At 72.4% G+C, this 25,430-nt stretch carries 31 protein-coding genes; 21 read left to right on the top strand and 10 right to left on the bottom strand.

Going from position 1 to position 25,430, the window contains the following annotated elements; all coding sequences use genetic code 11:
• The first annotated feature begins 5 nt into the window (after window positions 1-5).
• The 12 genes from AB0I91_RS03330 (at window position 6) to AB0I91_RS03275 (ending at window position 9,141) form a co-directional block, all read left to right on the top strand.
• Window positions 6-1,538 carry a bifunctional uroporphyrinogen-III C-methyltransferase/uroporphyrinogen-III synthase gene (locus AB0I91_RS03330; protein WP_230566384.1) on the top strand — a complete coding sequence of 511 codons (1,533 nt, stop codon included), beginning with the start codon at window positions 6-8 and terminating at the stop codon, window positions 1,536-1,538.
• A gap of 461 nt (window positions 1,539-1,999) precedes the next feature.
• Window positions 2,000-2,977, top strand: a complete 978-nt coding sequence (gene hemB, locus AB0I91_RS03325) for a porphobilinogen synthase (protein ID WP_498776326.1) — start codon at window positions 2,000-2,002, stop codon at window positions 2,975-2,977.
• Entirely contained in the window at window positions 2,974-3,504 is a 531-nt protein-coding gene (locus tag AB0I91_RS03320; RefSeq protein WP_498776328.1) for a hypothetical protein, read from the top strand. Before hemB ends, AB0I91_RS03320 begins: the two co-directional genes overlap by 4 nt.
• 172 nt (window positions 3,505-3,676) lie before the next feature.
• Entirely contained in the window at window positions 3,677-4,234 is a 558-nt protein-coding gene (locus tag AB0I91_RS03315) for a hypothetical protein (RefSeq protein ID WP_498776330.1), read from the top strand.
• Window positions 4,231-4,632 carry a hypothetical protein gene (locus AB0I91_RS03310; protein ID WP_498776332.1) on the top strand — a complete coding sequence of 134 codons (402 nt, stop codon included), beginning with the start codon at window positions 4,231-4,233 and terminating at the stop codon, window positions 4,630-4,632. Before AB0I91_RS03315 ends, AB0I91_RS03310 begins: the two co-directional genes overlap by 4 nt.
• 17 nt (window positions 4,633-4,649) lie before the next feature.
• Entirely contained in the window at window positions 4,650-5,261 is a 612-nt protein-coding gene (locus AB0I91_RS03305) for a hypothetical protein (RefSeq protein ID WP_498776334.1), read from the top strand.
• Entirely contained in the window at window positions 5,258-5,794 is a 537-nt protein-coding gene (locus AB0I91_RS03300; protein WP_499634993.1) for a hypothetical protein, read from the top strand. Before AB0I91_RS03305 ends, AB0I91_RS03300 begins: the two co-directional genes overlap by 4 nt.
• Before the next feature lie 22 nt (window positions 5,795-5,816).
• Window positions 5,817-6,254: a transport-regulating membrane protein Mce1N gene (gene mce1N, locus AB0I91_RS03295; RefSeq protein ID WP_498776338.1), complete on the top strand. Its 438-nt coding sequence runs from the start codon at window positions 5,817-5,819 to the stop codon at window positions 6,252-6,254.
• A gap of 31 nt (window positions 6,255-6,285) precedes the next feature.
• The gene (locus AB0I91_RS03290) at window positions 6,286-6,633 is read left to right on the top strand and encodes a hypothetical protein (protein WP_498776340.1); all 348 of its coding nucleotides are present in this window, start codon (window positions 6,286-6,288) and stop codon (window positions 6,631-6,633) included.
• 11 nt (window positions 6,634-6,644) lie between these two features.
• Window positions 6,645-7,934, top strand: a complete 1,290-nt coding sequence (hemL, locus tag AB0I91_RS03285; protein ID WP_498776342.1) for a glutamate-1-semialdehyde 2,1-aminomutase — start codon at window positions 6,645-6,647, stop codon at window positions 7,932-7,934.
• The gene (locus AB0I91_RS03280; RefSeq protein WP_498776344.1) at window positions 7,931-8,560 is read left to right on the top strand and encodes a histidine phosphatase family protein; all 630 of its coding nucleotides are present in this window, start codon (window positions 7,931-7,933) and stop codon (window positions 8,558-8,560) included. Before hemL ends, AB0I91_RS03280 begins: the two co-directional genes overlap by 4 nt.
• Complete coding sequence (locus tag AB0I91_RS03275) at window positions 8,557-9,141, top strand: TlpA disulfide reductase family protein (protein WP_499615201.1); 585 nt, start codon at window positions 8,557-8,559, stop codon at window positions 9,139-9,141. Before AB0I91_RS03280 ends, AB0I91_RS03275 begins: the two co-directional genes overlap by 4 nt.
• Window positions 9,142-9,172: 31 nt before the next feature.
• Here AB0I91_RS03275 and AB0I91_RS03270 read toward each other — a convergent pair whose 3' ends face one another.
• Window positions 9,173-10,138: a M64 family metallopeptidase gene (locus AB0I91_RS03270; protein WP_499634990.1), complete on the bottom strand. Its 966-nt coding sequence runs from the start codon at window positions 10,136-10,138 to the stop codon at window positions 9,173-9,175.
• 260 nt (window positions 10,139-10,398) lie between these two features.
• On the opposite strand from AB0I91_RS03270, the gene AB0I91_RS03265 reads away from it, so the two are divergent.
• The 4 genes from AB0I91_RS03265 (at window position 10,399) to AB0I91_RS03250 (ending at window position 15,252) form a co-directional block, all read left to right on the top strand.
• Window positions 10,399-11,175 carry a cytochrome c biogenesis CcdA family protein gene (locus AB0I91_RS03265; RefSeq protein WP_498776350.1) on the top strand — a complete coding sequence of 259 codons (777 nt, stop codon included), beginning with the start codon at window positions 10,399-10,401 and terminating at the stop codon, window positions 11,173-11,175.
• Between the two features lie 50 nt (window positions 11,176-11,225).
• Window positions 11,226-12,719 (top strand): cytochrome c biogenesis protein ResB, encoded by a 1,494-nt coding sequence (gene resB / locus AB0I91_RS03260; RefSeq protein WP_499615272.1) that lies wholly within the window; start codon window positions 11,226-11,228, stop codon window positions 12,717-12,719.
• A complete protein-coding gene (gene ccsB, locus AB0I91_RS03255; RefSeq protein WP_498776352.1) occupies window positions 12,719-13,663 on the top strand; it encodes a c-type cytochrome biogenesis protein CcsB in 945 nt (314 codons plus the stop codon). The genes resB and ccsB overlap by 1 nt, the downstream gene beginning before the upstream one ends.
• Window positions 13,664-13,818: 155 nt before the next feature.
• Entirely contained in the window at window positions 13,819-15,252 is a 1,434-nt protein-coding gene (locus AB0I91_RS03250) for a MinD/ParA family ATP-binding protein (RefSeq protein WP_499634987.1), read from the top strand.
• Window positions 15,253-15,289: 37 nt separating this feature from the next.
• Here the strand turns inward: AB0I91_RS03250 and AB0I91_RS03245 are convergent, their stop codons facing one another.
• Window positions 15,290-15,469 carry a hypothetical protein gene (locus tag AB0I91_RS03245; RefSeq protein WP_053715371.1) on the bottom strand — a complete coding sequence of 60 codons (180 nt, stop codon included), beginning with the start codon at window positions 15,467-15,469 and terminating at the stop codon, window positions 15,290-15,292.
• Between the two features lie 52 nt (window positions 15,470-15,521).
• Complete coding sequence (locus tag AB0I91_RS03240; protein ID WP_241828460.1) at window positions 15,522-15,740, bottom strand: BldC family transcriptional regulator; 219 nt, start codon at window positions 15,738-15,740, stop codon at window positions 15,522-15,524.
• A gap of 149 nt (window positions 15,741-15,889) precedes the next feature.
• On the opposite strand from AB0I91_RS03240, the gene AB0I91_RS03235 reads away from it, so the two are divergent.
• On the top strand, window positions 15,890-16,357 hold the full coding sequence (locus AB0I91_RS03235) for an Lrp/AsnC family transcriptional regulator (protein WP_073886017.1): 468 nt from the start codon (window positions 15,890-15,892) through the stop codon (window positions 16,355-16,357).
• A gap of 11 nt (window positions 16,358-16,368) precedes the next feature.
• Window positions 16,369-16,626 carry a DUF4229 domain-containing protein gene (locus AB0I91_RS03230; protein WP_498776357.1) on the top strand — a complete coding sequence of 86 codons (258 nt, stop codon included), beginning with the start codon at window positions 16,369-16,371 and terminating at the stop codon, window positions 16,624-16,626.
• Between the two features lie 4 nt (window positions 16,627-16,630).
• Here the strand turns inward: AB0I91_RS03230 and AB0I91_RS03225 are convergent, their stop codons facing one another.
• Together AB0I91_RS03225 and AB0I91_RS03220 are read right to left on the bottom strand one after the other, a co-directional pair.
• The gene (locus AB0I91_RS03225) at window positions 16,631-16,942 is read right to left on the bottom strand and encodes a hypothetical protein (protein WP_499615211.1); all 312 of its coding nucleotides are present in this window, start codon (window positions 16,940-16,942) and stop codon (window positions 16,631-16,633) included.
• Window positions 16,939-17,256, bottom strand: coding sequence for a PadR family transcriptional regulator (locus AB0I91_RS03220; protein ID WP_498776361.1), 318 nt, complete (start codon window positions 17,254-17,256; stop codon window positions 16,939-16,941). Before AB0I91_RS03220 ends, AB0I91_RS03225 begins: the two co-directional genes overlap by 4 nt.
• A gap of 149 nt (window positions 17,257-17,405) precedes the next feature.
• On the opposite strand from AB0I91_RS03220, the gene AB0I91_RS03215 reads away from it, so the two are divergent.
• Window positions 17,406-18,407 carry an aldo/keto reductase gene (locus AB0I91_RS03215; RefSeq protein WP_499634984.1) on the top strand — a complete coding sequence of 334 codons (1,002 nt, stop codon included), beginning with the start codon at window positions 17,406-17,408 and terminating at the stop codon, window positions 18,405-18,407.
• 33 nt (window positions 18,408-18,440) lie between these two features.
• On the opposite strand, the gene AB0I91_RS03210 is transcribed toward AB0I91_RS03215, so the two are convergent.
• A complete protein-coding gene (locus tag AB0I91_RS03210; protein ID WP_498776365.1) occupies window positions 18,441-19,433 on the bottom strand; it encodes an ADP-ribosylglycohydrolase family protein in 993 nt (330 codons plus the stop codon).
• 68 nt (window positions 19,434-19,501) lie between these two features.
• Here AB0I91_RS03210 and cds1 point away from each other — a divergent pair, with 68 nt between their 5' ends.
• Both cds1 and AB0I91_RS03200 read left to right on the top strand, forming a co-directional pair.
• Window positions 19,502-20,551, top strand: a complete 1,050-nt coding sequence (gene cds1 / locus AB0I91_RS03205; protein WP_498776367.1) for an L-cysteine desulfhydrase Cds1 — start codon at window positions 19,502-19,504, stop codon at window positions 20,549-20,551.
• Window positions 20,552-20,625: 74 nt separating this feature from the next.
• Window positions 20,626-21,024 carry a hypothetical protein gene (locus AB0I91_RS03200; RefSeq protein WP_498776369.1) on the top strand — a complete coding sequence of 133 codons (399 nt, stop codon included), beginning with the start codon at window positions 20,626-20,628 and terminating at the stop codon, window positions 21,022-21,024.
• Between the two features lie 152 nt (window positions 21,025-21,176).
• On the opposite strand, the gene AB0I91_RS03195 is transcribed toward AB0I91_RS03200, so the two are convergent.
• The 4 genes from AB0I91_RS03195 to AB0I91_RS03180 all read right to left on the bottom strand — a co-directional run bounded on the left by AB0I91_RS03195 (window position 21,177) and on the right by AB0I91_RS03180 (window position 25,403).
• Entirely contained in the window at window positions 21,177-22,049 is an 873-nt protein-coding gene (locus tag AB0I91_RS03195) for a 1,4-dihydroxy-2-naphthoate polyprenyltransferase (RefSeq protein ID WP_498776371.1), read from the bottom strand.
• A gap of 54 nt (window positions 22,050-22,103) precedes the next feature.
• Entirely contained in the window at window positions 22,104-23,300 is a 1,197-nt protein-coding gene (locus tag AB0I91_RS03190; RefSeq protein WP_498776373.1) for a DUF8814 domain-containing protein, read from the bottom strand.
• A 127-nt stretch (window positions 23,301-23,427) separates the two neighbouring features.
• The gene (menE, locus tag AB0I91_RS03185) at window positions 23,428-24,492 is read right to left on the bottom strand and encodes an o-succinylbenzoate--CoA ligase (protein ID WP_499615221.1); all 1,065 of its coding nucleotides are present in this window, start codon (window positions 24,490-24,492) and stop codon (window positions 23,428-23,430) included.
• Window positions 24,492-25,403, bottom strand: coding sequence for a 1,4-dihydroxy-2-naphthoyl-CoA synthase (locus AB0I91_RS03180; RefSeq protein WP_498776377.1), 912 nt, complete (start codon window positions 25,401-25,403; stop codon window positions 24,492-24,494). The genes menE and AB0I91_RS03180 overlap by 1 nt, the downstream gene beginning before the upstream one ends.
• Window positions 25,404-25,430 lie beyond the last annotated feature (27 nt).

Genomic DNA, 25,430 nt, shown 5'->3' with positions numbered 1-25,430 from the left:
CCCTGATGACCCGCGCACGCAAGACCCCCGGCCGAGTCGCGTTCGTCGGCTCAGGTCCGGGCGACACCGGGCTGCTCACGGTCCGGGCCCGCGACCTGCTCCACAAGGCGGAGCTCGTGGTCACGGACCCGGACGTCCCGGCCGAGGTGGTGGCGCTGGTACCCGACGGCGTCGAGGTGCGACCCGCCGTGGGCGATCCCGCCGACGTCGCGAAGGACCTGGTCGCCGAGGCGAAGAACGGCCACGCCGTGGTCCGCCTCGTAGCCGGCGACCCGCTGACCCTGGACTCCGTGGTGAAGGAGGCCCAGGCCGTCTCCAAGACCACGATCGCGTTCGACGTGGTGCCCGGCGTCCCCGCCGGCACCGCGGTGCCCGCCTACGCGGGCGTCGCACTGGGCGCCGTCCACACCGAAGCCGACGTCCGGGGCGTGGCCGACTGGTCCGGTCTGGCCGCCGCGCCGGGGACGCTCGTCCTGCACGCCACCGGCGGCCACCTGGCCGAGGCCGCGTCCTCGCTCGTCGAGAACGGCCTGGCCCCGCAGACCCCGGTCGCGGTGACCTGCGACGGCACCGGCTTCGGCCAGCGCACCGTGGACACCACGCTCGCCTCCCTGGCCGCCGACGCGGGCGACCTGGGCGGCCCGCTGGTCGTCACCGTCGGCGCCGCCGTGGCCGGCCGGCCGAAGCTCTCCTGGTGGGAGTCCCGCGCGCTGTACGGCTGGCGCGTCCTCGTCCCGCGCACCAAGGAGCAGGCGGGCGCGATGAGCGACCGGCTGCACTCCCACGGCGCGATCCCGGTCGAGGTCCCGACCATCTCCGTCGAGCCACCGCGCAGCCCCGCGCAGATGGAGCGCTCGGTGAAGGGCCTGGTCGACGGCCGCTACCAGTGGGTCGTCTTCACCTCGACCAACGCCGTCCGCGCGGTCTGGGAGAAGTTCCGCGAGTTCGGCCTGGACGCCCGCGCGTTCTCCGGCGTGAAGATCGCCTGCGTCGGCGAGAGCACGGCCGCCAAGGTCCGCAGCTTCGGCATCATCCCGGAACTGGTCCCGTCCGGCGAGCAGTCCTCGGAAGGCCTCCTGGCCGACTTCCCGCCGTACGACGACATACTGGACCCGGTGGACCGAGTCCTGCTCCCGCGAGCGGACATCGCCACCGAAACCCTGGCGGCCGGCCTGCGCGAACGGGGCTGGGAGATCGACGACGTCACGGCCTACCGCACGGTCCGCGCCGCCCCGCCGCCCGCGGACACCCGCGAGATGATCAAGTCGGGCGGTTTCGACGCGGTCTGCTTCACCTCGTCCTCCACGGTCCGCAACCTGGTCGGCATCGCGGGCAAGCCCCACGCCCGCACCCTGGTCGCGTGCATCGGCCCGCAGACCGCCGAGACGGCCCGCGAGTTCGGCCTCCGCGTCGACGTCCAACCGGAGGACGCCAACGTCCCCGCCCTCGTCGACGCCCTGGCCCAGCACGCGGCCCGCCTCCGGGCGGAAGGCGCGCTACCCCCACCCCGCAAGACCAAGCGCCTGCGCAGGTCCTGACCCAGGACGCAACGGCCTGAACCAACCGGGCCCCAACGGACCCGGAACCGACCTACCGAGGCCCGATTTGACATGGGTTCGGGTGCCTTAGGCTGGTCGGAGCCGGCAGGCCTGGCGGGACGCTTTTCCCCGCCGGGCCTGCCGGCTACGGCCTGCCTGGGGTGCCCGTAAGGGCCCCATGTCAAATCGAGCCGGCCAGAGCCGAACCGGGCCCGGACTTGACCAGACTTGGGCTTGACCGGACCCGGACCCGGACTTGACCGGACCCGGACCCGGACTTGACCGGACCCGGACCTGGGCTCGACCGGACCGGACCTGGGCTTGATCGCACCGCACTAGCCCCAACCGGCCCAGCCCCGACCCTTACAACAAAACAGGCGTACCCCCACCCGCAGCACCCCTTGCGCATACCGAACCACAGGGCACCGACAAAGCAGACCGACCACCAGGGAAGTGCCGCAGTGTTCCCATCCCACCGCCCCCGCCGCCTGCGCACCACGCCGGCCATGCGCCGCCTGGTCAGCGAGACCACCGTGCGCCCGCGTCAGCTGGTGCTGCCCATGTTCGTCAAGGAAGGCGCGTCCGCGCCGACCGAGATCCAGAGCATGCCGGGCGTCTTCCAGCACACCCGCGAGTCGCTGCGCAAGGCCGCTGCGGAAGCGGTACAGGCCGGGGTCGGCGGGATCATGCTGTTCGGCGTGCCCGCCGAGCGCGACGCCGTCGGCTCCGGCGCGACCGACCCGGACGGCATCCTCAACGCCGCCCTGCGCGACCTCCGCCAGGAACTCGGCGACTCGACCGTCCTCATGTCGGACTGCTGCCTGGACGAGTTCACCGACCACGGCCACTGCGGCGTCCTCACCCCCGACGGCGCCGTGGACAACGACGCCACCCTCGAGGTCTACGGCGAGATGGCCGTCGCCCAGGCCGACGCGGGCGCGCACGTCGTCGGCCCGAGCGGCATGATGGACGGCCAGATCGGGTTCATCCGCGCCGCGCTGGACGAAGCCGGCCACACCGACACCGGCGTCCTCGCCTACAGCGCCAAGTACGCGTCCGCCCTCTACGGCCCGTTCCGCGACGCGGTCGAGTCCCAGCTCAAGGGCGACCGCAAGACCTACCAGCAGGACCCGGCCAACGCCCGGGAAGCGCTGCGCGAGGTCGCGCTCGACCTCGCCGAGGGCGCCGACATGGTCATGGTCAAGCCCGCGCTGCCCTACCTCGACGTCCTCAAGGCCGTCGCCGAGGTCTCCGACGTCCCGGTCGCGGCCTACCAGATCTCCGGCGAGTACGCGATGGTCGAGGCCGCCTCCCGCAACGGCTGGATCGACCGCGAGCGGACCGTGCTGGAGATGCTCACGTCGATCCGCCGGGCCGGCGCGGACATCGTGCTCACCTACTGGGCGGTCGAAGCCGCGGGTTGGCTGGACCGGGAATGACGAACGCGCTGAACAGGCCGACCCCGCCCAAGCCGCCCAAGCCGACCCCGCCCAAGCTGGTCGACATCGCGCGCTGGCTGTTCATCCTCAGCGCCGCGGTCGGCGTGGTCCGGTTCATGGTGCAGCTCGCCGACCGCGAGATGCTGATCCGCGAGCTGCGCGTGCAGCAGCCGAACCTGAGCCAGGACGACCTGGACGCCGCCGCGACCGGCGGCATCGTGTTCGGGCTGGTGATCGCGGTCGGCCTGATCCTGGTCTACACGCTGCTAGCGAACCGGATGGCCGGCGGCCGCAACTGGGCGCGGATCGTGCTCACCGTCATCGCCGGCGTCGGGATCTTCCTCGGCGTGGTCCGGCTGGTCGCGGCCGCGTCCGGCTTCGCGGCGGCGTTCGGGCTGGCCGTCAGCGGCGTCGACCTGGCGTTCGGCGTGGTCACGATGCTGATCGACGCGGCCGCCGTGGTGCTGATGTACCAGAGCTCCGTCTCGCGCTACTTCACCACCCGCCCCGCGCCCGGGAGCTCCTGACCCGCCGGCTCTCGCATCCGCTGACCCGCCGGCCGTCGCATCCCCTGACCCGCAGGCTCGCGCATCCCCTGACCTGGCGGTCCTCGCACCCCCGAGGTCGCAGGTCACAGGTCTGCACCCACCGCCTGTCGCGGTGGACAACGACCTTGACCGGGCCCTAGCGTCTCGAGGCGTGACCACCCCACAGGACCCTGAGAACCGGCCTCCCCAGCAGCCGTACACGCCGCCGCAGCAGCCCTACACCCCGGCGCCGCCGCCGCTGAGCGAGTCGGAGCTGGCCCGATCCGGCGGGCAGCCCGCCGTGCCGGAGCCGAAGGAAGTCCGCCTGTCCTTCTTCCTCTGGCTCGCGAGCGCGATCCTGCTCGTCGTGTCGTCCGCGCTCGTGCTCACCCAGCGCGAGACCGCCCTCGAAGAGGCGCGCAAGGCCCCGCCGACGCCGGGCATCACGGTGGAGCAGCTGGAGTCCACCGTCACCGCGATCCTGGTGTTCCTCGTGATCATGGGCGTGGTGCTGGCCGGGCTGATGGTGTTCTTCGCGCTGAAGGCCCGCGCGGGCCGCAACTGGGCGCGCATCGCGCTGACCGTGCTCGGCGCGGCGGTGTTCCTCTACCACCTGGTCGGGTTCTCGCTGGTGGGCCTGGTCATCGTGCTCGTCGTGGCCGCCGCCGTGGTGACCCTGTACCTGCCCGCCTCGAAGGCCTACTTCGACTCGGTGAAACGAGCCGGATGAGCGCGCAGCCGCCCGCGGTGGTGCGCGGCGCGGTCGCCGTGTGGCTCGCCCTCGGCGCGTTCCTGCTGTTGGAGAACGTGGTGCTGTGGCTGCGCCGGGACGAGTTCGAGCAGGCCGCCGCCCGCGCGGGCGACGACCCGGCGGCGGTGCCGGGGCTGCTGGCCCAGCTGACCGTCGTGGCGGTGGCCTTCACGATCGGCTACGGCCTGTTCGGGTGGCTGCTGCGACGCGGCAGGCGGTGGTCACGCGGTGTGCTCACCGGCGTGGCCGTGCTGCACGTGCTGTGGATCGTGCTGCCGGGCGCCAGCGCCGTGAACGTCGTGACGCTGCTGCTGATCGGTGTCGGTTTGGCGTTCACCTGGCTGCCCGGTACGGCACAGTGGGTGAAGCAGCACTGACCCCTGCGGAGAACCCCATGCCGGAACCGGATCCGTTCGCCTCGCCCTTCCACCACGTGGAGCTGCCGGGGCAGGAGCAGTCGAACACGCCCCTGCCGCCCGGCTTCCAGCTGCCCGCGCCCATGCCGCCGGTCGGCCCGGCCGAGTACGCGCCGCGTCGCCCGGTCACCGCGACCGTCGCCTCGTGGAGCTGGATCGCGGGCGCGGTGCTGGTGGTGCTCGCGCTGCCCGGCCTGTTCTACACCGGGTTGGACGCGTTCGCCGACGACCTCGTGCACGACTCCGCCGCCGAGCCCGACGCGCTGACCAGGGGCGAGGCGGAGGTGGCCGCCAGGGTGACGCCGGTGCTGTTCGCGCTCGGGTTCGCGGTGCTGTCCGTGCCGTTCGTGCTCGCCGCGGCCAAGCTGCGCTCGGGCCGGAACTGGGCGCGCATCCTGCTCACCGTCCTCAGCCTGCCCGTCGGCGCGTTCGGGATCGTCGCGATGCTGATGTTCGCCTCCGGCGTGACGTACGTGGACTGGCTGGTCGGCGTGGGGTGGTCGTGGGCGTTCCTCGGCGTCTGCGCGCTCGGCTTCGTGGCGATGTACCTGCCCGCTTCGAACGCGTACACCAGGTCGGTGACGAGATGACGCAGCCGCCGTTCGACCCGTACGGCGGGCAGCCGATGCGGCCCGTCGAGTACCCGCAGTCGGGCCCGCAGCCGCCGTACCAGTCCCCGTACCCCGGGCAGATGCGCGACGTGGACCAGCACACCGCCGCGCTGGCCCGACCCACCGCCGTGGTCGTCTCCTTCGTCCTCTGGGTCCTGACCGCCCTGTCCTGGCCGGTCGGCTCGGTCGCGCGGACGCTCGCCGAGGACGGCGCGATCGCCGGGTTCGGCCCGATCATGGCGCTGTTCACCAGCGCGTGCCTGGCCGTCGCGTGCGTCTGGGGCGCGGTCCTGCTCCTCGGCGGCAGCTACCACGCGCGGCTCGGCCTGTGCGGCGGCGCGCTGGTCATCGGCGTCCTCGCCCTGGCCGCCGCGATCGTCGCGGCCCGCGACGGTGACACCGGTCCGCTGTCCTGGGTGGTGATCGTGCTGCGGCTCGCGCTGCCCGCCGCCGCGTCGGTGTTCAGCTTCCTGCCCGGCACGCGGCAGTACTTCTCCGGGAACCCGGGCTAGGGCGGACGAGGAGCAGCCGACCGTGGACCAGCCGACCCTGTACACCGAACCGGGCACGTCCTGGTGGCCGCTGCTGTGGGGCCCGGTGTTCGCCGTGCTCGGGTTCGCCGTCGAGGCGCTGACCGGCTCCACCCGCCCGCTCCTGTGGTTCGTCGTCGCACTGCTCCTGCTGCTGCCCACGGCGCTCTGGGTGCAGGGCCGCCGTCGCCTGTTCGCCGTGCGCCTCACGCCCGTCGCCCTGCACCAGGGCCGCGAGGAGCTGCCGCTGCGCGAGATCGACGAGGTCGAGGGCGTCGAGCCCCGGTCGGGTGCGAAGGTGCTCGGCGGCGGCTGGTCCCTGCCCCGCGGCACGGAGGCGGTGCCGATCCGGCTCACCGACGGCTCGGTGGTGATGGGCTGGGCGCGGGACGCCGACGCGCTCCGGGCCGAGATCGCGAAGCTGCTGACCGCACATGGGTGACGAGCCGCGCGGGCATGAGAGGCTGACCGACGTGACTGCGGCCACCGTCGAGACCGAGACCGCGCCGGAACCCGAGCCCGAACCCGGCGGGCCGGCGCTGCACCAGCCGAAACGCGCGCTCATCGCGGTCGGTGAGGTGGTGCTCATCGCCCTGCTCGTGCCGTTCGCCGTGTGGTGCTGGAACCGGGGCGTCGTGCACTACAGCTACCCCGTGCCCGACCACCCGCCGCTCGAGTCCACCCGCTTCCGGGGCAACTGGATCGGCGCGTCCGTGGGCCTCGTCACGGTCGCGGGCGTGCTGCTGCTCGACGCCGTGCGCCAGACCGTGCTCGCCGTGCGCACCCGTGGTCGGAAGCAGGTCGCCGAACCGGACGTGTGAGACTGGACGGCGTGACAGCGACGCGATCCCAGGCACTGTTCGAGCGCGCGGCGGCGGTGATCCCCGGTGGCGTGAACTCCCCGGTGCGGGCTTTCCACTCGGTCGGCGGCACGCCGAGGTTCATGGTCCGCGGCGAGGGCCCGCACCTGTGGGACGCCGACGGCAACCGCTACGTCGACCTGGTGTCGTCGTGGGGCCCGATGATCCTCGGGCACGCCCACCCGGACGTGGTGCGCGCCGTCCGCGAGGCGGCCGTGCACGGCCTGTCGTTCGGCACGCCCACCGAGGGCGAGGTCGAACTGGCCGAGGAGATCATCGACCGGGTCGCGCCGGTGCACCAGGTCCGCCTGGTCAACTCCGGCACCGAGGCCACCATGAGCGCGATCCGGCTGGCCCGCGGCTTCACCGGCCGCCGCAAGGTCGTCAAGTTCGCCGGCTGCTACCACGGCCACGTGGACGCGCTGCTCGCCCAGGCCGGCTCCGGCGTCGCCACGCTCGGCCTGCCCACCTCACCCGGCGTCACGGGCGCGCAGGCCGCCGACACCCTCGTGCTGCCCTACAACGACGTCGAGGCCGTCAAGCTGGCCTTCGCCGAGAACCCGGGCGAGATCGCCTGCGTGATCACCGAGGCCGCGGCGGGCAACATGGGCGCGATCGCGCCCCGGCATAACGCCGAGCTCAGGCAGCTCTGCCAGGACAACGGCGCGCTGCTGATCATGGACGAGGTCATGACCGGCTTCCGGGTGTCCCGCGCCGGCTGGTACGGCCTGGAGAACGTCGAGGGCGACCTCTACACGTTCGGCAAGGTCATGTCCGGCGGCCTGCCCGCGGCGGCGTTCGGCGGCCGGACCGACGTGATGTCGAAGCTCGCGCCCGCCGGCCCGGTCTACCAGGCGGGCACGCTGTCCGGCAACCCGGTCGCGGTGGCGGCGGGCCTGGCCACGCTGCGCGCCGCCACGGACGACGTCTACCGCACCCTCGACGCCAACGCCACGCGCCTGGGCGCGCTGTTCACCACCGCGCTCACCGAAGCGGGCGTCGCGCACCGGGTCCAGTTCGCCGGCAACCTGGTCAGCGTGTTCTTCACCGACACCGAGGTCACCGACTACGCGGGCGCCCAGCGCGCCGAGACGTGGCGCTTCCCGGCGTTCTTCCACGCCCTGCTCGACCGCGGCGTGTACGCGCCGCCGAGCGCCTTCGAGGCGTGGTTCGTCAACGCGGCCATGACCGACGACGACTTCCAGGTCATCGCCGACGCCCTGCCGCACGCCGCCCGCGCCGCCGCGGAGGCGACCCAGTGAGCCGCACGGTCGTCCACCTGCTCAGGCACGGCGAGGTGCACAACCCGACCGGCATCCTCTACGGCCGCCTGCCGGGCTTCAAGCTGTCCGAACGGGGCCAGAAGCAGGCGCTGACCGTGGCCGAGCACCTGGCCGACCACGACATCGCGCACGTCGTGGCCTCGCCGCTGGACCGGGCGCAGCAGACCGCGTCCCCGATCGCCGACTCGCACCGGCTCGAGCTGGACACCGACGAGCGGCTGATCGAGGCGGACAACAAGTTCGAAGGCCTGAAGGTGGCCGTCGGCGACGGCGCGCTGCGCTCGCCCAAGCACTGGCCGAAGCTGGTCAACCCGTTCCGGCCGTCGTGGGGCGAGCCGTACCTGGCGATCGCGCACCGGATGCTCGGCGCGGTGCAGCGGGCCCGGTCCGAGGCCGAGGGCCACGAGGCCGTGTGCGTGTCGCACCAGCTGCCGATCTGGACGCTGCGGCGGTTCCTGGAGGGCAAGCGGATGTGGCACGACCCCCGTCGCCGCGAGTGCTCGCTGGCGTCGTTGACCAGCCTCGTGTTCGAGGGCGAGCAGCTGGTGCGCGTGGTCTACACCGAGCCGGTCGGCGCGACGAACCCGAGGGTGACCGGGGCATGAGGCCCCGTTCCGCCCTCTCGGGCCTCGCGGTCGCGCTCCTGCTCGTCACCGGCTGCTCGACCGGTGACGACGCGGTGGTGGCCGGTTCGGAGTTCCAGCTCGTCGCGCCCAACGGCGAGACGAAGCTGCGCTACGACGGCGACGAGCGCAAGAAGGTCACGGGGCTGTCCGGGCCGAGCCTGATGGAGGACGGCAAGACCGTCTCCCTGGACGACTACGCGGGCAAGGTCGTGATCGTCAACGTCTGGGGAGCGTGGTGCGGGCCGTGCCGGACCGAGGCCCCGGAGCTGCAGAAGGTGCAGGACGAGACCGGGCCGCTCGGCGTGCAGGTCATCGGCGTGGACGTCAAGGAGAGCTCGACCGAGGCGCCGCGGGACTTCATGGCCAACCGGCAGCTGACCTACCCGTCGATCTACGACGAGTCGGGGCGGGCGATGCTGGCCTTCCGCGGGGTGCCGCCCAACGCCGTGCCGTCCACGTTCGTGCTGGACAAGCAGCACCGGGTGGCGGCGGCGTTCCTCGGCGCCGTGATCGCCTCGGACCTGGTCGGGCTGGTCAAGGACCTGGCCGCGGAGTCCTGACGGTGACCGCGGCTCGGGATCACGGCCGGGATCAGCGCAGCTCCGGCACCTTGGCCTTGAACGCGTCGATCATCGCGTCCCGCCCGACGAGGTTGAACTCGCGGCCGAGCGTGCGCATGATCGAGTTCTCGGTCGGCCGGTACAGGCCGAGCTTGTAGTACCGGGCGCCCTCGAACGCGCCGACCACGCCGCCGTCCGGCGACGTCTGGCCCAGGTAGGCCGACCACTTCGCACCGGTCGGGTCCGCGGTCACGTTGACCTCGGTCGGCTCCTCGCCGCTGTACTGGTCGTACGGGTAGTCGTACTCGTCGGCGAGCTTGCCGATCGAGTGGCCGAGCTCGTGCACGGCGATCTGCCCGGCCTGGTCGTTCGCGCCCGCCGCGGTCGCCACGCCGCCGCCCGCGCCGCCGTACTTGGCTGTGTTGCCGAGCGCGATGACCTGGTCGGCCTGCGGCGCGAGGGCGCCGAACTGGCCCGCCTTGGTCTGGTTCACGCACAGCAGGCGTTCGGTCTGGGTGTCGCGGCCCTGGCACCAGAAGCCCATGTCGAGAGCCGTGTCGCGGGCCGTGCCCAGGGTCGGGTCGTGGTCGACGCCCGACTCGTTCGACACGACGTTGACCTGCCAGACGTTGAAGTACTGGCGGTAGGACTTGAACGGCTCGACCGCGGACAGCTCCGTCCACTTGCTCACCACGTGGTCGTGGAAGACGCCGAGCTCGCCCGCCGTGTAGCCGTCGCCGACGAAGACCAGGTCGAACCGCTGGTCCGGCGCGCCGGTCTCCTGGATGGCCACCACGTCGGCGGCCACCGCCTCGGGCGCGGCCCTGGTCTCGACGGTGACCGCCACGGGCGTCCGCGAGATCGTGCCGTCCGGTGAGAAGACCTCCACCCACTCCACGCCGGGACCGCCGGCCTCCGCGGCGCCGCCGGGCAGGGGAGCGGCGACGACGGCGAAGGCGACGGCCAGCACGGGCAAGGTGAGCCGGTGTGCGCGCATGGCAGTCACGCTATGGAGTTGCCCGCTAACCCACAAGGGTTGATGGTCGGGTTTAAACATTCACTGAGACGGGTACAGCCGCCGCGAGGTCGCGTCGATCGTTCGCGACTCATTTCCCGGCGATCACGCTTTTCGATCGTCGGGAAATCAGGCGCGAGCGGTCGACTTCCAGGCGACCGAGCCCGCCATCTGCGGAGCAGTGGCCTCGAACACAGATGCCGGTGGGAGCCGTCAAGTAGTCGATACCTACCCTGGACGGCGTGAATCCGACCGATCTGGCCACCTCCGGCCCGATCCTGCTCGCGACCGGCGTGGCGGTCCTGGCCGGTGCGATCTCGTTCGCCTCGCCGTGCGTGGTCCCGCTCGTGCCCGGCTACCTCGCCTACCTCGCGGGCCTGGTCGGCGCGGAAGCGCCGGCGGTCCAGGACGACGAGGCGAGGAAGACCGGCCGCTGGCGGGTCGCGGGCGCCGCGCTGCTGTTCGTGCTCGGCTTCACGATCGTGTTCGCGCTGATGTCGTTCGTGGTGCTCGGGCTGACCGACCTGTTCTGGGTCCAGGGCGATGTGCTCCAGCGCGTCGGCGGCGTCATCACGATCGCCATGGGACTGGTGTTCATCGGGCTCGTCCCCGGCCTCCAGCGCGACATCCGCCTGCACCGCACGCCGCGCGCGGGCCTGCTCGGCGCGCCGCTGCTCGGCGGGGTGTTCGCGCTCGGCTGGACGCCGTGCCTGGGCCCGACGCTCACGGGCGTGCTGGCGCTGACCCGCAGCACCGAGGTCGGCTCGGTCACCGCCCGCGGCGGGGTCCTCGTGCTCGCCTACTGCCTCGGCCTCGGCCTGCCGTTCGTCCTGATCGCGCTCGGCGCGCGCTGGGCGGTCCGCACGACCGGCTGGCTGCGCTCGCACGTCCGCCAGGTGCAGGTGTTCGGCGGCGTGCTGCTGATGGCCGTCGGCGTCGCCCTGGTCACCGGCCTGTGGGGCGACTTCGTCGCCTGGCTGCGCGACGCCGTCGTCAACGACCTGAAACTGCCGTTGTAGTGCGCGCCCTCCTCGCCTTCCTGCGCAACACGTGGCGCGGCCTGACGGCCATGCGCACCGCGTTGACCCTGCTCTTCCTGCTCGCCCTCGGCGCGATGCCGGGTGCGCTGCTGCCGCAGCGCTCGCTGAACTCCTTCAAGGTCGACGAGTACATCGCCGACAACGGCTGGTGGGGCCGGCTGCTGGACCGGCTGCAGTTCTTCGACGTCTACGCGAGCTTCTGGTTCTCCGCGATCTACGTGCTGCTGTTCGTGTCGCTGGTGGGCTGCCTGCTGCCGCGCACGTGGGAGTACTTCAAGCAGATGCGGGCCAAGCCGGTGCTCACGCCGCGCAACCTGGCCCGGATGCCGCACCACGCCGCCGCCGACACGACCTCGTCCCCGCGAGCCGTCATCGAGCACGCCGAACGCCGGCTCAAGGGCTGGCGGACCGTCACCCGCGACGAGGCGGACGGCGCCCGCACGATCAGCGCCGAACGCGGGTTCCTCCGCGAGACCGGCAACCTGGTGTTCCACTTCTCCCTGCTGGGCCTGCTGGTCGCGTTCGCGCTGGGCAAGATGTTCGGCTACGAGGGCCAGGTCATCGTGCAGGCGAACGGCGGCCAGTTCTGCAACTCGGGCGTCTACAACTACGACACGTTCCGCCCCGGCCTGCGCGTGGACGGCACGCGGCTCAACCAGTTCTGCGTGCGGGTCGACGACTTCGACGCCACCTACCTGCACAACGGCCAGGCGGAGAGCTTCCACGCGGCCATCCAGTACCAGTCGGGCGCGGACCTGCGGACCGGCGCGTGGCGGCCGTACCCGCTGGAGGTCAACAGCCCGCTGCGCACGGCGGGCGACCGGGTCTACCTCCTCGGCCACGGCTACACGCCGCTGTTCACGGTCACCTTCCCCAACGGCGAGACCCGCTCCGGCGCGACCCAGTGGCGCCCGGTCGACCAGGTCACGCTCGCCTCGGAGGGCGCGACGAAGTTCGACCCGCCGAACGTGCCGGACGCCGAGCAGCGCCGCAAGAGCCAGCTCGCGATCACCGGCCTGCTCGCGCCGACCGCCGTCTTCCAGGGCGAGCTGCTCGACTCCGCGTTCCCCGCCGCGAACGACCCGGCGGTCGCGATCGACGTCTACCGCGGCGACCTGGGCACCGACTCCGGTCGCGGCCAGTCCATCTTCTCGATCGACCAGAAGATGGTCCGCGACGGCAAGCTGACCAAGGTCGCCCGGCAGAACCTCATGCAGGGCGAGCAGCTGACGCTCGACGACGGCACCGTGATCCGCTTCGACGGCGTCCGCGACTGGGTGTCGTTGCAGGTGTCCCACGACCCCACGCAGGTGTGGGTGCTCGTGTTCTCGGTGCTGGTCATCCTGGGGCTGGCCGTCTCGCTGAGCATCAAGCGCCGCCGCGTCTGGGTGCGGGCCGCACCGGGGCCGGACGGGCGTACCGTTGTCGAGGTCGGCGGCCTCGCGCGCACTGATCAGGCCGGGTACGGCGAGGAGTTCACCGAGCTCTCCCGCGACCTGCTCGCCCACAAGGAGGAGAGCTGATGCCGGTCAACACGGCGCTGGCGACCTACAGCGACTGGACCTACGGCGCGGCCGTGGCGATCTACTTCTTCGCCGCCGTGCTGTACCTGTGCGAGGCGGCGTTCGCCCGACCCGCCAAGACCCGCGAACCGGCCGCGGCGGCCGTCGTGTCGGGCGGCACGCGGGCCGACGGCACGTGGACGCCCGGCCGGGTCACCGAGCCGGAGCGGTCCCGCGCCGAACGCCTGGGCCGCATGGGCGTGGCGCTGACCGTGCTCGGCGCGGTGCTGCAGACCGCGTCCCTGGTGCTGCGCGGGTTCGCGACCGAGCGCGCGCCGTGGGGCAACATGTACGAGTACGGCTCGCTGCTCACGCTGGCCGCCGTCGTGACGTGGCTCGTGCTGTCGCGCACGTTCGACGTCCGCAAGCTCGGCGGCTTCGTGCTCGTGCCGATCGTGATCCTGATGTTCCTCGGCGGCACGGTGCTCTACGCCGACGCCGCGCCCGTGCAGCCCGCGTTGCAGTCGTACTGGCTCGTGGTGCACGTGTCGGTGATCTCGGTGTCCAGCGGCGTGCTGCTGGTGCCCGGCGTGGCCAGCGTGCTGTACCTGCTGAAGACCTCCGGCCGCGCGCGGTTCACCCGGCTGCCCGACGCCGACGTGCTCGACCGGCTCGCCTACCGCAGCACGGTGTTCGCGTTCCCGCTGTTCACCATCGGCATCATCTGCGGCGCGATCTGGGCCGAGGCGGCGTGGGGCCGGTTCTGGGGCTGGGACCCGAAGGAGACCGTGGCGTTCGTCTCGTGGGTCGTCTTCGCGGCGTACCTGCACGCGCGGGCCACGGCGGGGTGGCGCGGCAGGCCCGCCGCGTGGATCAACTCGCTCGGCTTCGCGCTGACCGTGTTCAACCTGTTCTTCATCAACCTCGTAACGACTGGGATGCACTCGTACGCGGGCGTCGGCTGATGCCGTAGACCACGTGTAACGCGGTGTTCGCGGCCCCGTCCGCGATGCTCGGGGGAGCGAGCACCCAGTGTCGTGGAACCACTGGTGGCCGACTACCGTCGGACGCGTGGGGTCGGGGAGGTCTCGATCCGCTTCGCTCAGGGAGGACCCCAGCGGTGACCGGTCGCTACGAGAATCCTGAGCCGTCGTGGCAGCAGTCGACCGGAGCGGACGGGCAGCAGCCCAACCCGAACCAGTCGGGCGGCTACCAGGTCGAGCCGGGATCGGGTGCCCACTACGTCGACCCCCAGACCGTCTACCTCGACCCGGCGCAGTCCGGCCCGGTGACCGGCCCCCCGTCGGGCGGGTTCCCGGCGCAGGGCCAGCAGTCCGGGCCGTACCCGGTGCAGGGCCAGCAGTCGGGCCCCTACCCCGTGTCGGGTCAGCAGTCCGGGCCGTACCAGGTCTCGGGCCAGCAGTCCGGCGCGTACCAGGTCTCCGGGCAGCAGTCGGGCGCCTACCAGGTGGCGGGCGGCCAGTCGGGCGCCTACCAGGTCTCCGGCGGCCAGTCCGGCCCGTACCCCGGCCAGCCGGGACCGAACCAGTCGGGACCGCACCAGTACCAGGGCGGGTTCCCCAACAACTTCCCGCAGAGCGTCCAGCCGCAGCAGCAGCAACCGCAGCGGGCGGCCAACGCCAACGACGTGTCCTCGCAGCAGCTGATCAAGCGCGCGAAGCGCAAGCCGCAGTCCGGCTGGCGCAAGACCGTGCACTCGGTCACCGGGGGTCTGGTCAACTTCGGCGAGAGCCCCGCGGACGTCCGCAGGCGTGAGCTGATCGGCCGGATCAACCAGCCGCTGCGCGGCTGCTACAAGATCGCCATGCTGAGCCTCAAGGGCGGCGTCGGCAAGACCACGACGACGACCACGCTCGGCTCGACGTTCTCCTCGCTGCGCGGCGACCGGGTCATCGCGGTGGACGCCAACCCCGACCGCGGCACGCTGGCGCTGAAGGTGCCCAGGGAGACCACGGCGACCGTGCGGCACCTGCTGCGCGACGCCTCGAAGATCACCCGGTACAGCGACGTGCGCGCGTACACCTCGCAGTCGCCCAGCCGGCTCGAGGTGCTGGCGTCGGAGCAGGACCCGGCGGTGTCGGAGGCGTTCAGCGACCTCGACTACCTGCGCACGATGGGGCTGCTGGAGCTCTTCTACAACATCGTGCTCACCGACTGCGGCACCGGCTTGATGCACTCGGCCATGAAGGGCGTGCTGGACCAGGCCGACTCGCTGGTGCTGGTGTCCTCAGGCTCGGTGGACGGCGCGCAGACCTCGGCGGCGACGCTGGACTGGCTGGACGCCCACGGCTACCGCGACCTGGTCGCGAAGTCCGTCGCGGTGATCAACTCGGTGCGGCCGGGCTCGGGCAAGGTCGACCTGGACAAGCTGGCCGCGCACTTCGCCCAGCGGTGCCGCGCCGTGGTGCGGATCCCGTTCGACACGCACCTGGAAGAGGGTGCGGAGATCGAGCTGGACAAGCTCGCACCGGACACCCGGCTCGCGCTGCTGGAGCTCGCCGCCACCGTGGCCGACGACTTCCCGAACAACTGACGCGACGAGGGGGCCTCGGTGCGAGGCCCCACCGTTGTCACTCTTCGTCGTCCGGCTTCTTCTTGCGCTGCTCACCGAGCTTGCGCAGGAAGTCCGGGTCGTCGTCCGGCGCCACGATCCGACGACTGGGGGCGGTATCGACCCGGTTCGGTCCGAACGCACGCCACAGCAGCACGGCGATGGTGAGCGCACCGATCACCGCGAGCAGGTAGAGCATGGTCGCCACCTCCTTTGCCACGAGATTACCCGTGTCGCGGAGGTGCACGTCGTCAGTGCCGAACCGGCTCCGTCGCCTCCGTGGTCAGCTGGGACAACAGCTGCTGCACCTCGGACTCCCGGAACCTGCGGTGCCCGCCCGGCGTGCGGATCGAGCCGATCCGACCGGCGGTGGCCCAGCGGGTGACCGTCTTCGGGTCGACCCGGAACAAGTTCGCGACCTCACCCGGTGTCAGCAGGCGTTCCCCCTGGTGTCCCTGCGTCACGGTCACGGCATCCTCCCCGATGGCGATCAGACGTACCGGACGCATCGTGGCACCCCACCCATCGGGTACTCGAACGCTTGGGTGATGGTAAAGAGGTAGTAAGGGACGAAGCGCGCGGTTCGGACATCGAGGTCGGTGGGCCTACCCTGTGACCGGTGGACGCTCTTGATCGACAGATCATCGCCGCGCTGCGGGAGAACGGCCGGGCCACCTACGCCGACCTGGGGCGCAAGGTGGGCCTCTCGGCCTCCGCCGTGCACGAACGGGTCGGCAAGCTGGAAGCCACCGGCGTGATCGTCGGCTACCACGCGGTGGTCGACCCGAGCGCCGTCGGCCTCGGCGTGACCGCCCTGGTCAGCATCCACCCCACCGACACCGCGGACGACGACGAGCTGGCCGTCGCGCTGGCCGAGCTGGTCGAGGTCGAGTCGTGCTACCGGGTGGCCGGCGACGAGTCGTTCATCGTGAAGGTGCGGGTCGCCACGGTGGACGACCTGGAACGCTCGCTCGGCCGGCTGCGGCGCATCCAGGGCGTCGCGCGCACGCGCACCACGGTGGTGCTGTCCACCCGGTTCGAGGGCCGTCCGAACACCGCGGCGGCCGGTCCCGCGGACGACGCGTAACCTGGGTAACCGTGCACCTGGGTCGTGATGTGACGCTCTACATCGGCGCGCGCCTTGGCATGGTCGCCGCGGTCACCGCGCTGCTCGTGCTCGTGAACGTGCCGCTGCTGGTCGCCCTCGCCGTGGGCGTGGTGGTGGCCCTGCCGCTGTCGCTGTTCGTGTTCGGCGGGTTGCGCAAGCGGGTCGCGCAGGGCCTCGAGGAGAAGCAGGCGGTGCGCCGCGCCGAACGCGAGAAGCTGCGCGCCCAGTTGCGCGGCGACGCCGCCTAGCGCCTCACAGCACCAGCAGGATCGCCCCGCCGACGTTGGCCAGCACCATCACGGCCAGCACGGCGCCGATGTTCGTGCTCTCGCGCAGCCGCAGGGCCAGCGCCAGCGGGCCGATCGGCAGCAGCACCGGCTTGCGCTCCCGGTTCGCGATGCGGGCCGCGCCGAACGCCACGCCGAGCGGGTTCAGGCCCAGCTCCCGCGCGCCCTCGACGTCGGCGCGCCACTGCTCCAGGTAGCGGTCCCGCTGCTCGCGCCGCAGCCGCAGGGCGGCGGCTCGGACCACGGCGAGGGCCAGTCGGGTCGTGAGTCTGCTCATCGGGCGACCTCCGGTCGGGTGACGGGCTTGGCCTTCGTTCGGCTCGCGGCCTTCGCGCACACCTTGAGCGCCTCCTGGGCGCCTTCGGGCGTGAGCACGTACATCCGGCGGCGCGGGCCCCGGCGTTCGCTGTCGTCGTCCCACGACGAGGTGACCCACCCGGCCCGTTCCAGGCGGTCGAGCAGCGGGTAGACGCTGCCGGACGGGCGCCCGGTCAGCTTGATGATCTCCAGGCCCCAGCGCGGCTGGTCGCTCCCGAGGAGCACCTCCAGCACGTCGACGGTGGCGCCTCCGATGCGTGCGAGCGGTTCCACGCCTCAAGCCTACCTATGTAGATTAAGGGTTGTCCACCCGTCGGGGTCCGCCCGTCGTCCCCGACGGTCCGGCCCGGCGGCGAATCGGCGCGGGATTCCCGCCGGGAATTGGCCCGGTCCCCGGCCGCGACCCGTGCCACTGTTCGACCGTGCAACGGCGATTCCTCGGAAGAACCGGGCTCGAGGTCAGCGAACTCGCGCTCGGCACCATGACCTTCGGCAGCCAGACCGACGAGCCGACCGCCCACCGGATCCTCGACGACTTCACCGCCGCGGGCGGCACCTTCGTCGACACTGCCGACACCTACCAGCACGGCGGTTCGGAGCAGATCCTCGGCAGCTGGCTGCGCTCGCGGAACCGCGACGACCTGGTGATCGCCACCAAGGCGTACGGGGAGATGGCCGCCGGCGCACCGGTGAACGGCGCCGGCCGCAAGCACCTGGTGCGGGCCGTGGAGGAGAGCCTCCGGCGGCTCGGCACCGACTACGTCGACCTCTACCAGATCCACGTCTTCGACGACGCCACCCCGATCGAGGAGACCCTGTCCACCCTCGACCGACTGGTCGGCAGCGGCAAGGTGCGATTCGTCGGCGCCAGCAACTACACCGGCTGGCAGCTGCAGAAGTCGATCGACCTCGCCCGTCACCACGGGTGGGAGCCGTTCGTCAGCCTGCAACCGCTCTACAACCTGCTCGACCGCGACGTGGAGCTCGAACTGCTGCCGATCTGCCGCAACGAGGGCCTCGGCCTGATCCCGTGGAGCCCGCTCGGCGGCGGCAGGCTGACCGGCAAGTACACCCGCGAGATGACCGAGGCCCCGGCCGGCACCAGGCTGGCCGATCGGCGGCAGTCGGTGCACCAGGACGCGACCGAGGGCACCTGGCAGGTCGTGGAGGCGGTCTCGACCGTGGCCGCCGAGGTCGGGAGGACGCCGTCCCAGGTCGCCCTGCGCTGGCTGCTCCAGCGGCCCGGGGTGACCGCCCCGATCATCGGGGTCCGGACCCCGGAGCAGCTCCGGGACAACCTCGGCGCCACCGGTTGGTCGCTCGACGACGACCGGCTGGAGCGCCTGACCGACGTCAGCAGCCGGCCGTTGCCCTACCCGTACGGCCTGCAACGCCTGCCGCAGTTCGTGCGCCGGCCGTCCTGATCGGAGCGGACGGGTCCGCGGCGGCGCGTCCGGTCACCGCGCGAACGCCACCGCCGCGTCGTCGGCCAGGCGCTCGATCACGTCCCGCAGCTCCAGCGCCTCCAGCCAGTGCCCCGGGATGGCCTCGACGCCGTCCCGGGCGCCGAGCAGGTTCCCGCACAGCGCGCCGGTCGAGTCGCTGTCCCCGGAGTGGTTGACCGCGAGCAGCAGCCCGTCGGCCAGGTCGCGCGCGGCCAGCGCGGTCAGCACCGCGATCGCCAGCGCCTCCTCGCCGACCCACCCGCCGCCCAACGCCGTCTCGATCACCTCGGGCGTCGGCCGCACGCCGCCGACGCCCAGCTCGACGGCGAGGTCCAGCAGGGCCAGCTGCTCCTCGTGGCCGTCCCACCTGATCAGCTCGGCGCGGGCCACCTCGATCGCGGCCGGCAGCGGCGCGCCCGCCAGCAGCTGCCCCACGAGCACGGCCAGCACGCCCGCGGACAGGTAGCCGCTGGGGTGGCCGTGGGTCAGCGCGCCGGTCGCGGCGGCCAGCTCGAACACCTCGCGCACGTCGTCGGACCACAATGCCACCGGCGCCGCGCGCATCACGGCGCCGCAGCCCTTGGAGTCGTTGATCGGCGCGTCCACCGTGCCCAGCACGCCCGAGCGCAACGCGGTCAGGCACGTGTTGCCGGGCGCGCGCAGGTCGTGCAGCTCGGGCACGTCCAGCAGCCACCCGTCCGGTCTGACCTCCGGGCCGCCCTGCGTGCGCAGCCACCGCGCGTACGCCACCCGCACCTCGTGCACCGGGTCGCTGCCGCGCTTGCGGGCCAGCAGCAGGCCTTCCAGCGTGAACAGGGTCATCTGCGTGTCGTCGGTGATCGCGCCGAGCCGGCCGTAGGCGGGCGCGTAGTCGGTGAGGCCCGATGGACCGAACCGGCCCCGGATGCGGTCGATCCGGTCGAACTCGATCGAACCGCCGAGCGCGTCGCCGACGGCGCCGGCGAGGAGGCTGCCGCGGAGTGGGCCGATCGGAAGTGAGGTCACGTCGCAGAAGTTATCGTGCCGGCGTGACGACTTCGGTAGACCGATGTAGCTCCCGGACCAGGGAATGGGTGTGCGAGGCCGTCCGCATCATCGAAGCGGACGCCAACCGCAGCGCCGACACGCACCTGCTGCACTTCCCCCTCCCACCGGAGTGGGGCATCGACCTGTACTTGAAGGACGAGTCGACCCACCCCACCGGCTCGCTCAAGCACCGGCTCGCGCGCTCGCTGTTCCTCTACGCGATCTGCAACGGCTGGGTGGTCGGCGGCACGCCCGTGATCGAGGCGTCGTCCGGCTCCACGGCGGTGTCGGAGGCGTACTTCGCGCGCCTGCTCGGGTTGCCGTTCATCGCGGTGATGCCCCGTTCCACCAGCCAGGAGAAGGTGACGCTGATCGAGCGCCAGGGCGGGCGGTGCCACTTCGTCGACGAGCCGGGCGCGATCTACGACGAGTCCCGGCGGCTCGCGGCCGAGCTGAACGGGCACTTCATGGACCAGTTCACGCACGCCGAGCGGGCGACGGACTGGCGCGGCAACAACAACATCGCCGAGTCGGTGTTCCAGCAGATGGCGCTGGAGTCCGCGCCCGAGCCGGAGTGGGTCGTGGTGGGTGCGGGCACCGGCGGCACGAGCGCCACCATCGGCCGCTACATCCACTACCGGAAGCTGCGGACCCGGTTGGCGGTGGTGGACCCGGAGCACTCGGTGTTCTTCGACGCGTGGCGCGACGGGAGCCCGTCGTTGACCGGGACGCGCGGGTCGCGGATCGAGGGCATCGGGCGACCGCGGGTGGAGCCGTCGTTCATCGGCAACGTGATCGACCGGATGATCAAGGTGCCGGACGCGGCGTCGGTGGCGACGATCCGGCACGTCGAGGACGTGCTCGGGCGGCGCGTGGGCGGGTCGACCGGCACGAACCTGTGGGGCGCGTTCCAGCTGATCGCGGAGATGCGGGCGTCGCGGTTGCGCGGGAGCGTCGTGACGCTGCTGTGCGACGGCGGCGAGCGGTACGCGCACACGTACTACGACGACGAGTGGGTGGCCGCGCAGGGCATGGACCTGGAACCGCACCTGGCCGCGTTGGCGAGGTTCCGCTCGACCGGCATGTGGGGCCGGTGATTCCTGCTTTCATGGGAACGCGCGGGGCGTGCCGTGCGTCGCAGCGGGGATCGGCGCGTGGGAAGGGGTGTGCGGTGAGCGCGTGGCGGACGGCGGAGGTGCTCACGGCGGAGGACGTGCTGGCCAGGTCGGTCGCCGATGCCGACAAGGCGATGCGCGAGGCGGCGAAGCTGCGGTACCCGCAGCGCGAGCCGTCGGCCGACGACGTGCGCCGGGTGATGCAGTACGCGAAGTCGAACGCGGCGACGCCGGAGCTGCAGGCGTTGCAGCGCCGGATCGCGGGCGGCTACCTGAGCTGGCGCCAGGTGCTCATGGGCGAGGCCGCCGACGACCGCGGCGTGAAGGCGGCGCTGGAGGCGGACCGCGACGCCCTGGCCGCGCTGTGCCGCGGCGAGGAACCACGCGTCGAACCGCCGAAGCCCGCACCGCGTGACGACGACGAGCCGATGACGTTCACCGAGGACGCCTGGTAGCGGGCGAGCACTGGCGCGGGCACACCGAGGGCGCGACCACGCCCGCGCGCAGCGATCCGAACAGCCTCAGCCCGCGCACCCGACCGGTCTGGCGCCCGGAGCGCGGGCAGCGCGCCCCGGTGGTCCAGGACCGGCCAGGAATGGGCCAGGGCTCAGCCCAGCACCAGCGCGGCGGGCACGGCGATGCCCCACACCAGCATCGCCAGGCCCGTGTCGCGCAGCACGGGGATCAGGTCGCGGCCCTTGCTGCCGTTCAGCACCCGTCGCGCGCCCAGGACGACCAGCGGCAGGGCCAGGAAGCCGATCAGGGCCAGCGGCACGCGCAGGCCGATCGCCAGCGTGATCAGGAACGGGATCGAGACCAGGGCGAGGTAGAGCCTTCGGGAGTCGCGGTCGCCCAGGGTGGAGGCCAGCGTCCGCTTGCCCGCCTGGATGTCGGTGGGGATGTCGCGCAGGCTGTTCGCGATCATCACGCCGGTCGAGAACGCGCCCATGGCGACCGCGCCGCCGATGCCGATGCCGGTGACCTCGCCGGTCTGCACGTACAGCGTGCCGAGCACCGCCGCCGGCCCGAAGAACAGGAACACGGCCAGCTCGCCGAGACCCGAGTACCCGTACGGCTTGCGGCCACCGGTGTAGAACCACGCCGCCGCGATGCACACCGCGCCGAACGCCACCATCCAGTACCGGCCCGACAGCACCACCAGCACCAGGCCCGCCACCGCGGCCACGCCCAGCGCCGCGAACGCCGCCGTGCGCACCGCACGCGGATCGGCCGCACCCGAGCCGACCAGCCGGAACGGGCCGACGCGGTTCGCGTCCGTTCCCCGGATGCCGTCGGAGTAGTCGTTGGCGTAGTTCACACCGACCTGCAACGCCACCGCCACCACGAGCGCCAGCGCCGCCCGGGTCAGGTCGAAGCCGTCGATGTGGTGCGCGGCGCCCGCGCCGACCAGCACCGGCGCGATCGAGTTCGGCAGCGTGCGGGGGCGGGTCCCCGATACCCACTGGGCGACTGTGGCCATGCCGGACATCCTCCGACATGGTGAACGGGGACCCGCTCCCGGGTGGTCGCGTGATCAGCAGGCGGTGGCGCCCGACACGCCCGACACGTACGCCCGGGCGACGAACTTGCCCGTCGCGATCCGGAACCAGATGTTCGAGGTGCCCTGCGAGCCCGTCACGGACTGGCCGGTGACCTGGCACTCGACCCGCACCTGCGCGTAGTTCGCGGCCAAGCCGACCTGCGAGGCCGTCGACGTCGCGCCGCTGCGCACGTTCAGCGGGTCGCCCGCGGTGCGGACGAAGCCCGCCGGGCCCGAACCGGTCCACTGGTAGGTGACGGTGACCCAGGCGTTGTCGGTCAGCTTCAGGCCGTCCCAGAACGTGCCGTCGGCCAGGTCGATGCCCGCCGGGTTGGCCACGGTGCGGCCGAACTGGTCCTTGCCGCCGTTGTAGCCGTCCTGGTAGGCGGCCTGCGCCTCGGGCTTGCCCTGGGGCAGGTCCTTCCACATCTCCCGGGTGGCCGACGGGTTCCAGTAGTCGTCCTTGGTGTTCCACGGGCCGACGTCCCACACCGGCGCCCACTCGCAGCGGCCGTTCGACGCGCACACCCGCACGCTGTACGTGCCGGTGCCCTTGGCCGACAGGCCGCGCCGCGACGGCAGGGCGACGAAGTGGTCCCGGCTGACGATCACGTGCCCGTTCGCGGTCGTGCCGCCGACCAGGCCCTCACGGGTCGCGTAGACCCGGTAGGACAGGCCCGCGGCCTGCGCGACGACCCCCGACGCGGCGGTCGTCGTGAACGCCCGCAGGTCCACCTGGCTCACGGCGGGCGACGCCTTCTCGGCCGTCAGCGCCAACCGGACCTGCACGGTGGTGACGGAGGTCGGCAGCACGGCTGGCGCGTCGGGACGCGCCTCGACCCACTCGGTCCACTGCTCGTCGCCGACCGCGCCGCGCACGTCGACGGCGACCTCCGCGCCGGCGGGGACGCTGCTCTTCACGGTCGCGGCGACGGCGTTGACCGGCGCGTCGAACGTCCGCGGTTCGAGTTGCAGGAACCCGGTGCGGATGGCGGCCCGCGCGCTCGCGGGCGTCGGTGCGGCGCGGTCGAGCCGCACCGCGCCGTCGTGCGTCGTGACGCCGTTGTCGTCGGCGTCCACTGTGGACAGGTCGGCTCGCCACTCGACGTCGGCCGCGGCCGCGGCGGGCGACGCGAGCCCGGCGGTCAGGACGGTGGCGACGGCGAGCGGTATCAGGTAGCGCCTGGTCATCGCAGCACTCCTCGTCCGGGCGCGCGGTGCGGTGGTGACCGCGGCAGGGCCGCGCGCCTCGGCGCTGCGAGCCAATCGCCTGGCGTGGTTAGCTGTCAACCAACAATCTTGCTAATAAGACAGAACCTCACCCAAACGAGCTAGCGACCGCCCTCCGATCGACCTTGCCGGGTCCGCGCGACGGCAGCTCCGCCACGAACACGACCCGCTTCGGCATGGCGAACCGCCCCACCACGTCGCCGACCGCCGCGCACAGCTCGTCCACGTCGGGCGGTTCATCCGGATTTTCCGGCACCACGGCCGCCGCCACCACTTGGCCCCACTCGGGATCGGCCAGCCCCACCACGCACGCCTCCCGCACGCCGGGCTGGGCCGTCAGCACCCGTTCGACCCTGGTGGGGGCGATGTTCTCGCCGCCGCTGATGATCACGTCGTCGGCCCGGCCGAGCACCTCCACCGTGCCGTCGGCGCGGACGCGGCCGAGGTCGCCGGTGCGGAACCACTCGCCGAACGGCTCGCCGCCCTGGTAGCCCAGCGCCAGCACGGGGCCGCCGACCTCGATCCGGCCGTCGACCAGCCGCACGCGCACGCCGTCCAGCGGCAGCCCGTCGTAGACGCAGCCGCCGGACGTCTCGCTCATCCCGTAGGTGGTGACCACCCGGACGCCGAGCTGCCGCGAGCGTTCGAGGAGGGTGGGCGGGGTGGCCGCACCGCCGATCAGCACGGCGTCGAACTGCCGTGCGGCGGCCAGCCCCGGGCCGTCGGCAGCCACCAGGCGGGCCAGCTGCGTCGGCACGAGGGCGGTGTAGTGCCGTCCCGGCGTGGCCAGCACCGGCCGGGACGCCACGGCGAAGTCGGCGGCGCGGAAACCGGGGGCCAGGTCCATCACGCCCGGCTCGACGCCCGCCACGACCGACCGCACCAGCACCTGGATGCCCGCGATGTGCGTGGTCGGCAGGGCGAGCAGCCACCGGCCGGGCCCGCCGAGGCGGGCGTGGGTCAGCTCGGCGGACGTGGTGAGCGCGTCCGCGCCGAGCAGCACGGTCTTCGGCTCGCCGGTGGAGCCCGACGTCGTGACCGCGAGCGCGGCTCCGGTCTCCCAACCGCGCAACGGCGGCAGGTCCCCGGGCTGTGCCGTCACCGGGCCGCCGCCGGAGGTCAGCGCGGCCCTCAGCTGGTCGAGGGTGACCATCAGTAGAAGTAGGGGTAGTCGGACCAGTCCGGCGGGCGCTTCTCCAGGAAGGCGTCCCGGCCTTCCACCGCCTCGTCGGTCATGTACGCCAGGCGCGTGGTCTCGCCCGCGAAGATCTGCTGCCCGACCAGGCCGTCGTCGATCAGGTTGAACGCGTACTTCAGCATCCGCTGCGCCGTCGGCGACTTGCCGTTGATCTCCTTGGCCCACTCCAGCGCCGTGGACTCCAGCTCGGCGTGCGGCACGACCGCGTTCACCGCGCCCATCCTGTGCATTTCCTCGGCGGAGTAGGTCCGGCCGAGGAAGAAGATCTCGCGGGCGAACTTCTGGCCGACCTGCCGGGCCAGGTACGCCGAGCCGTAGCCGCCGTCGAAGCTGCCGACGTCGGCGTCGGTCTGCTTGAACCTCGCGTGCTCGGCGCCGGCCAGCGTGAGGTCGCACACCACGTGCAGGCTGTGCCCGCCGCCGGCCGCCCAGCCGGGCACGACCGCGATGACGACCTTCGGCATGAACCGGATCAGGCGCTGGCACTCCAGGATGTGCAGCCTGCCCGCGCGGGCCGGGTCGATGGTCTCCGCCGTCTCGCCCGACGCGTACTGGTAGCCGCTGCGCCCGCGGATGCGCTGGTCGCCGCCCGAGCAGAAGGCCCAGCCGCCGTCACGCGGCGACGGGCCGTTGCCGGTGAGCAGGACGCAGCCGACGTCCGAGCTCATCCGGGCGTGGTCCAGCGCGCGGTACAGCTCGTCGACCGTGTGGGGCCGGAACGCGTTGCGCACCTCGGGCCGGTCGAACGCGATGCGCACCGTGCCCTGGTCGACCGCGCGGTGGTAGGTGATGTCGGTGAAGTCGAACCCCTCGACCGCCTTCCAGCGGGCGGGGTCGAACAGCTCGGAAACGTCCTGATCTGCCACGCCAGGGACAATAGGCCCGCGCCGCGG

The organism is Actinosynnema sp. NPDC049800, from assembly GCF_040656635.1.
In the GTDB taxonomy this organism is placed as follows: Bacteria; Actinomycetota; Actinomycetes; order Mycobacteriales; family Pseudonocardiaceae; genus Actinosynnema.
The sequence above is the reverse complement of the archived record's forward strand: the minus strand, read 5'-3'. Positions and strand labels throughout refer to the sequence as shown.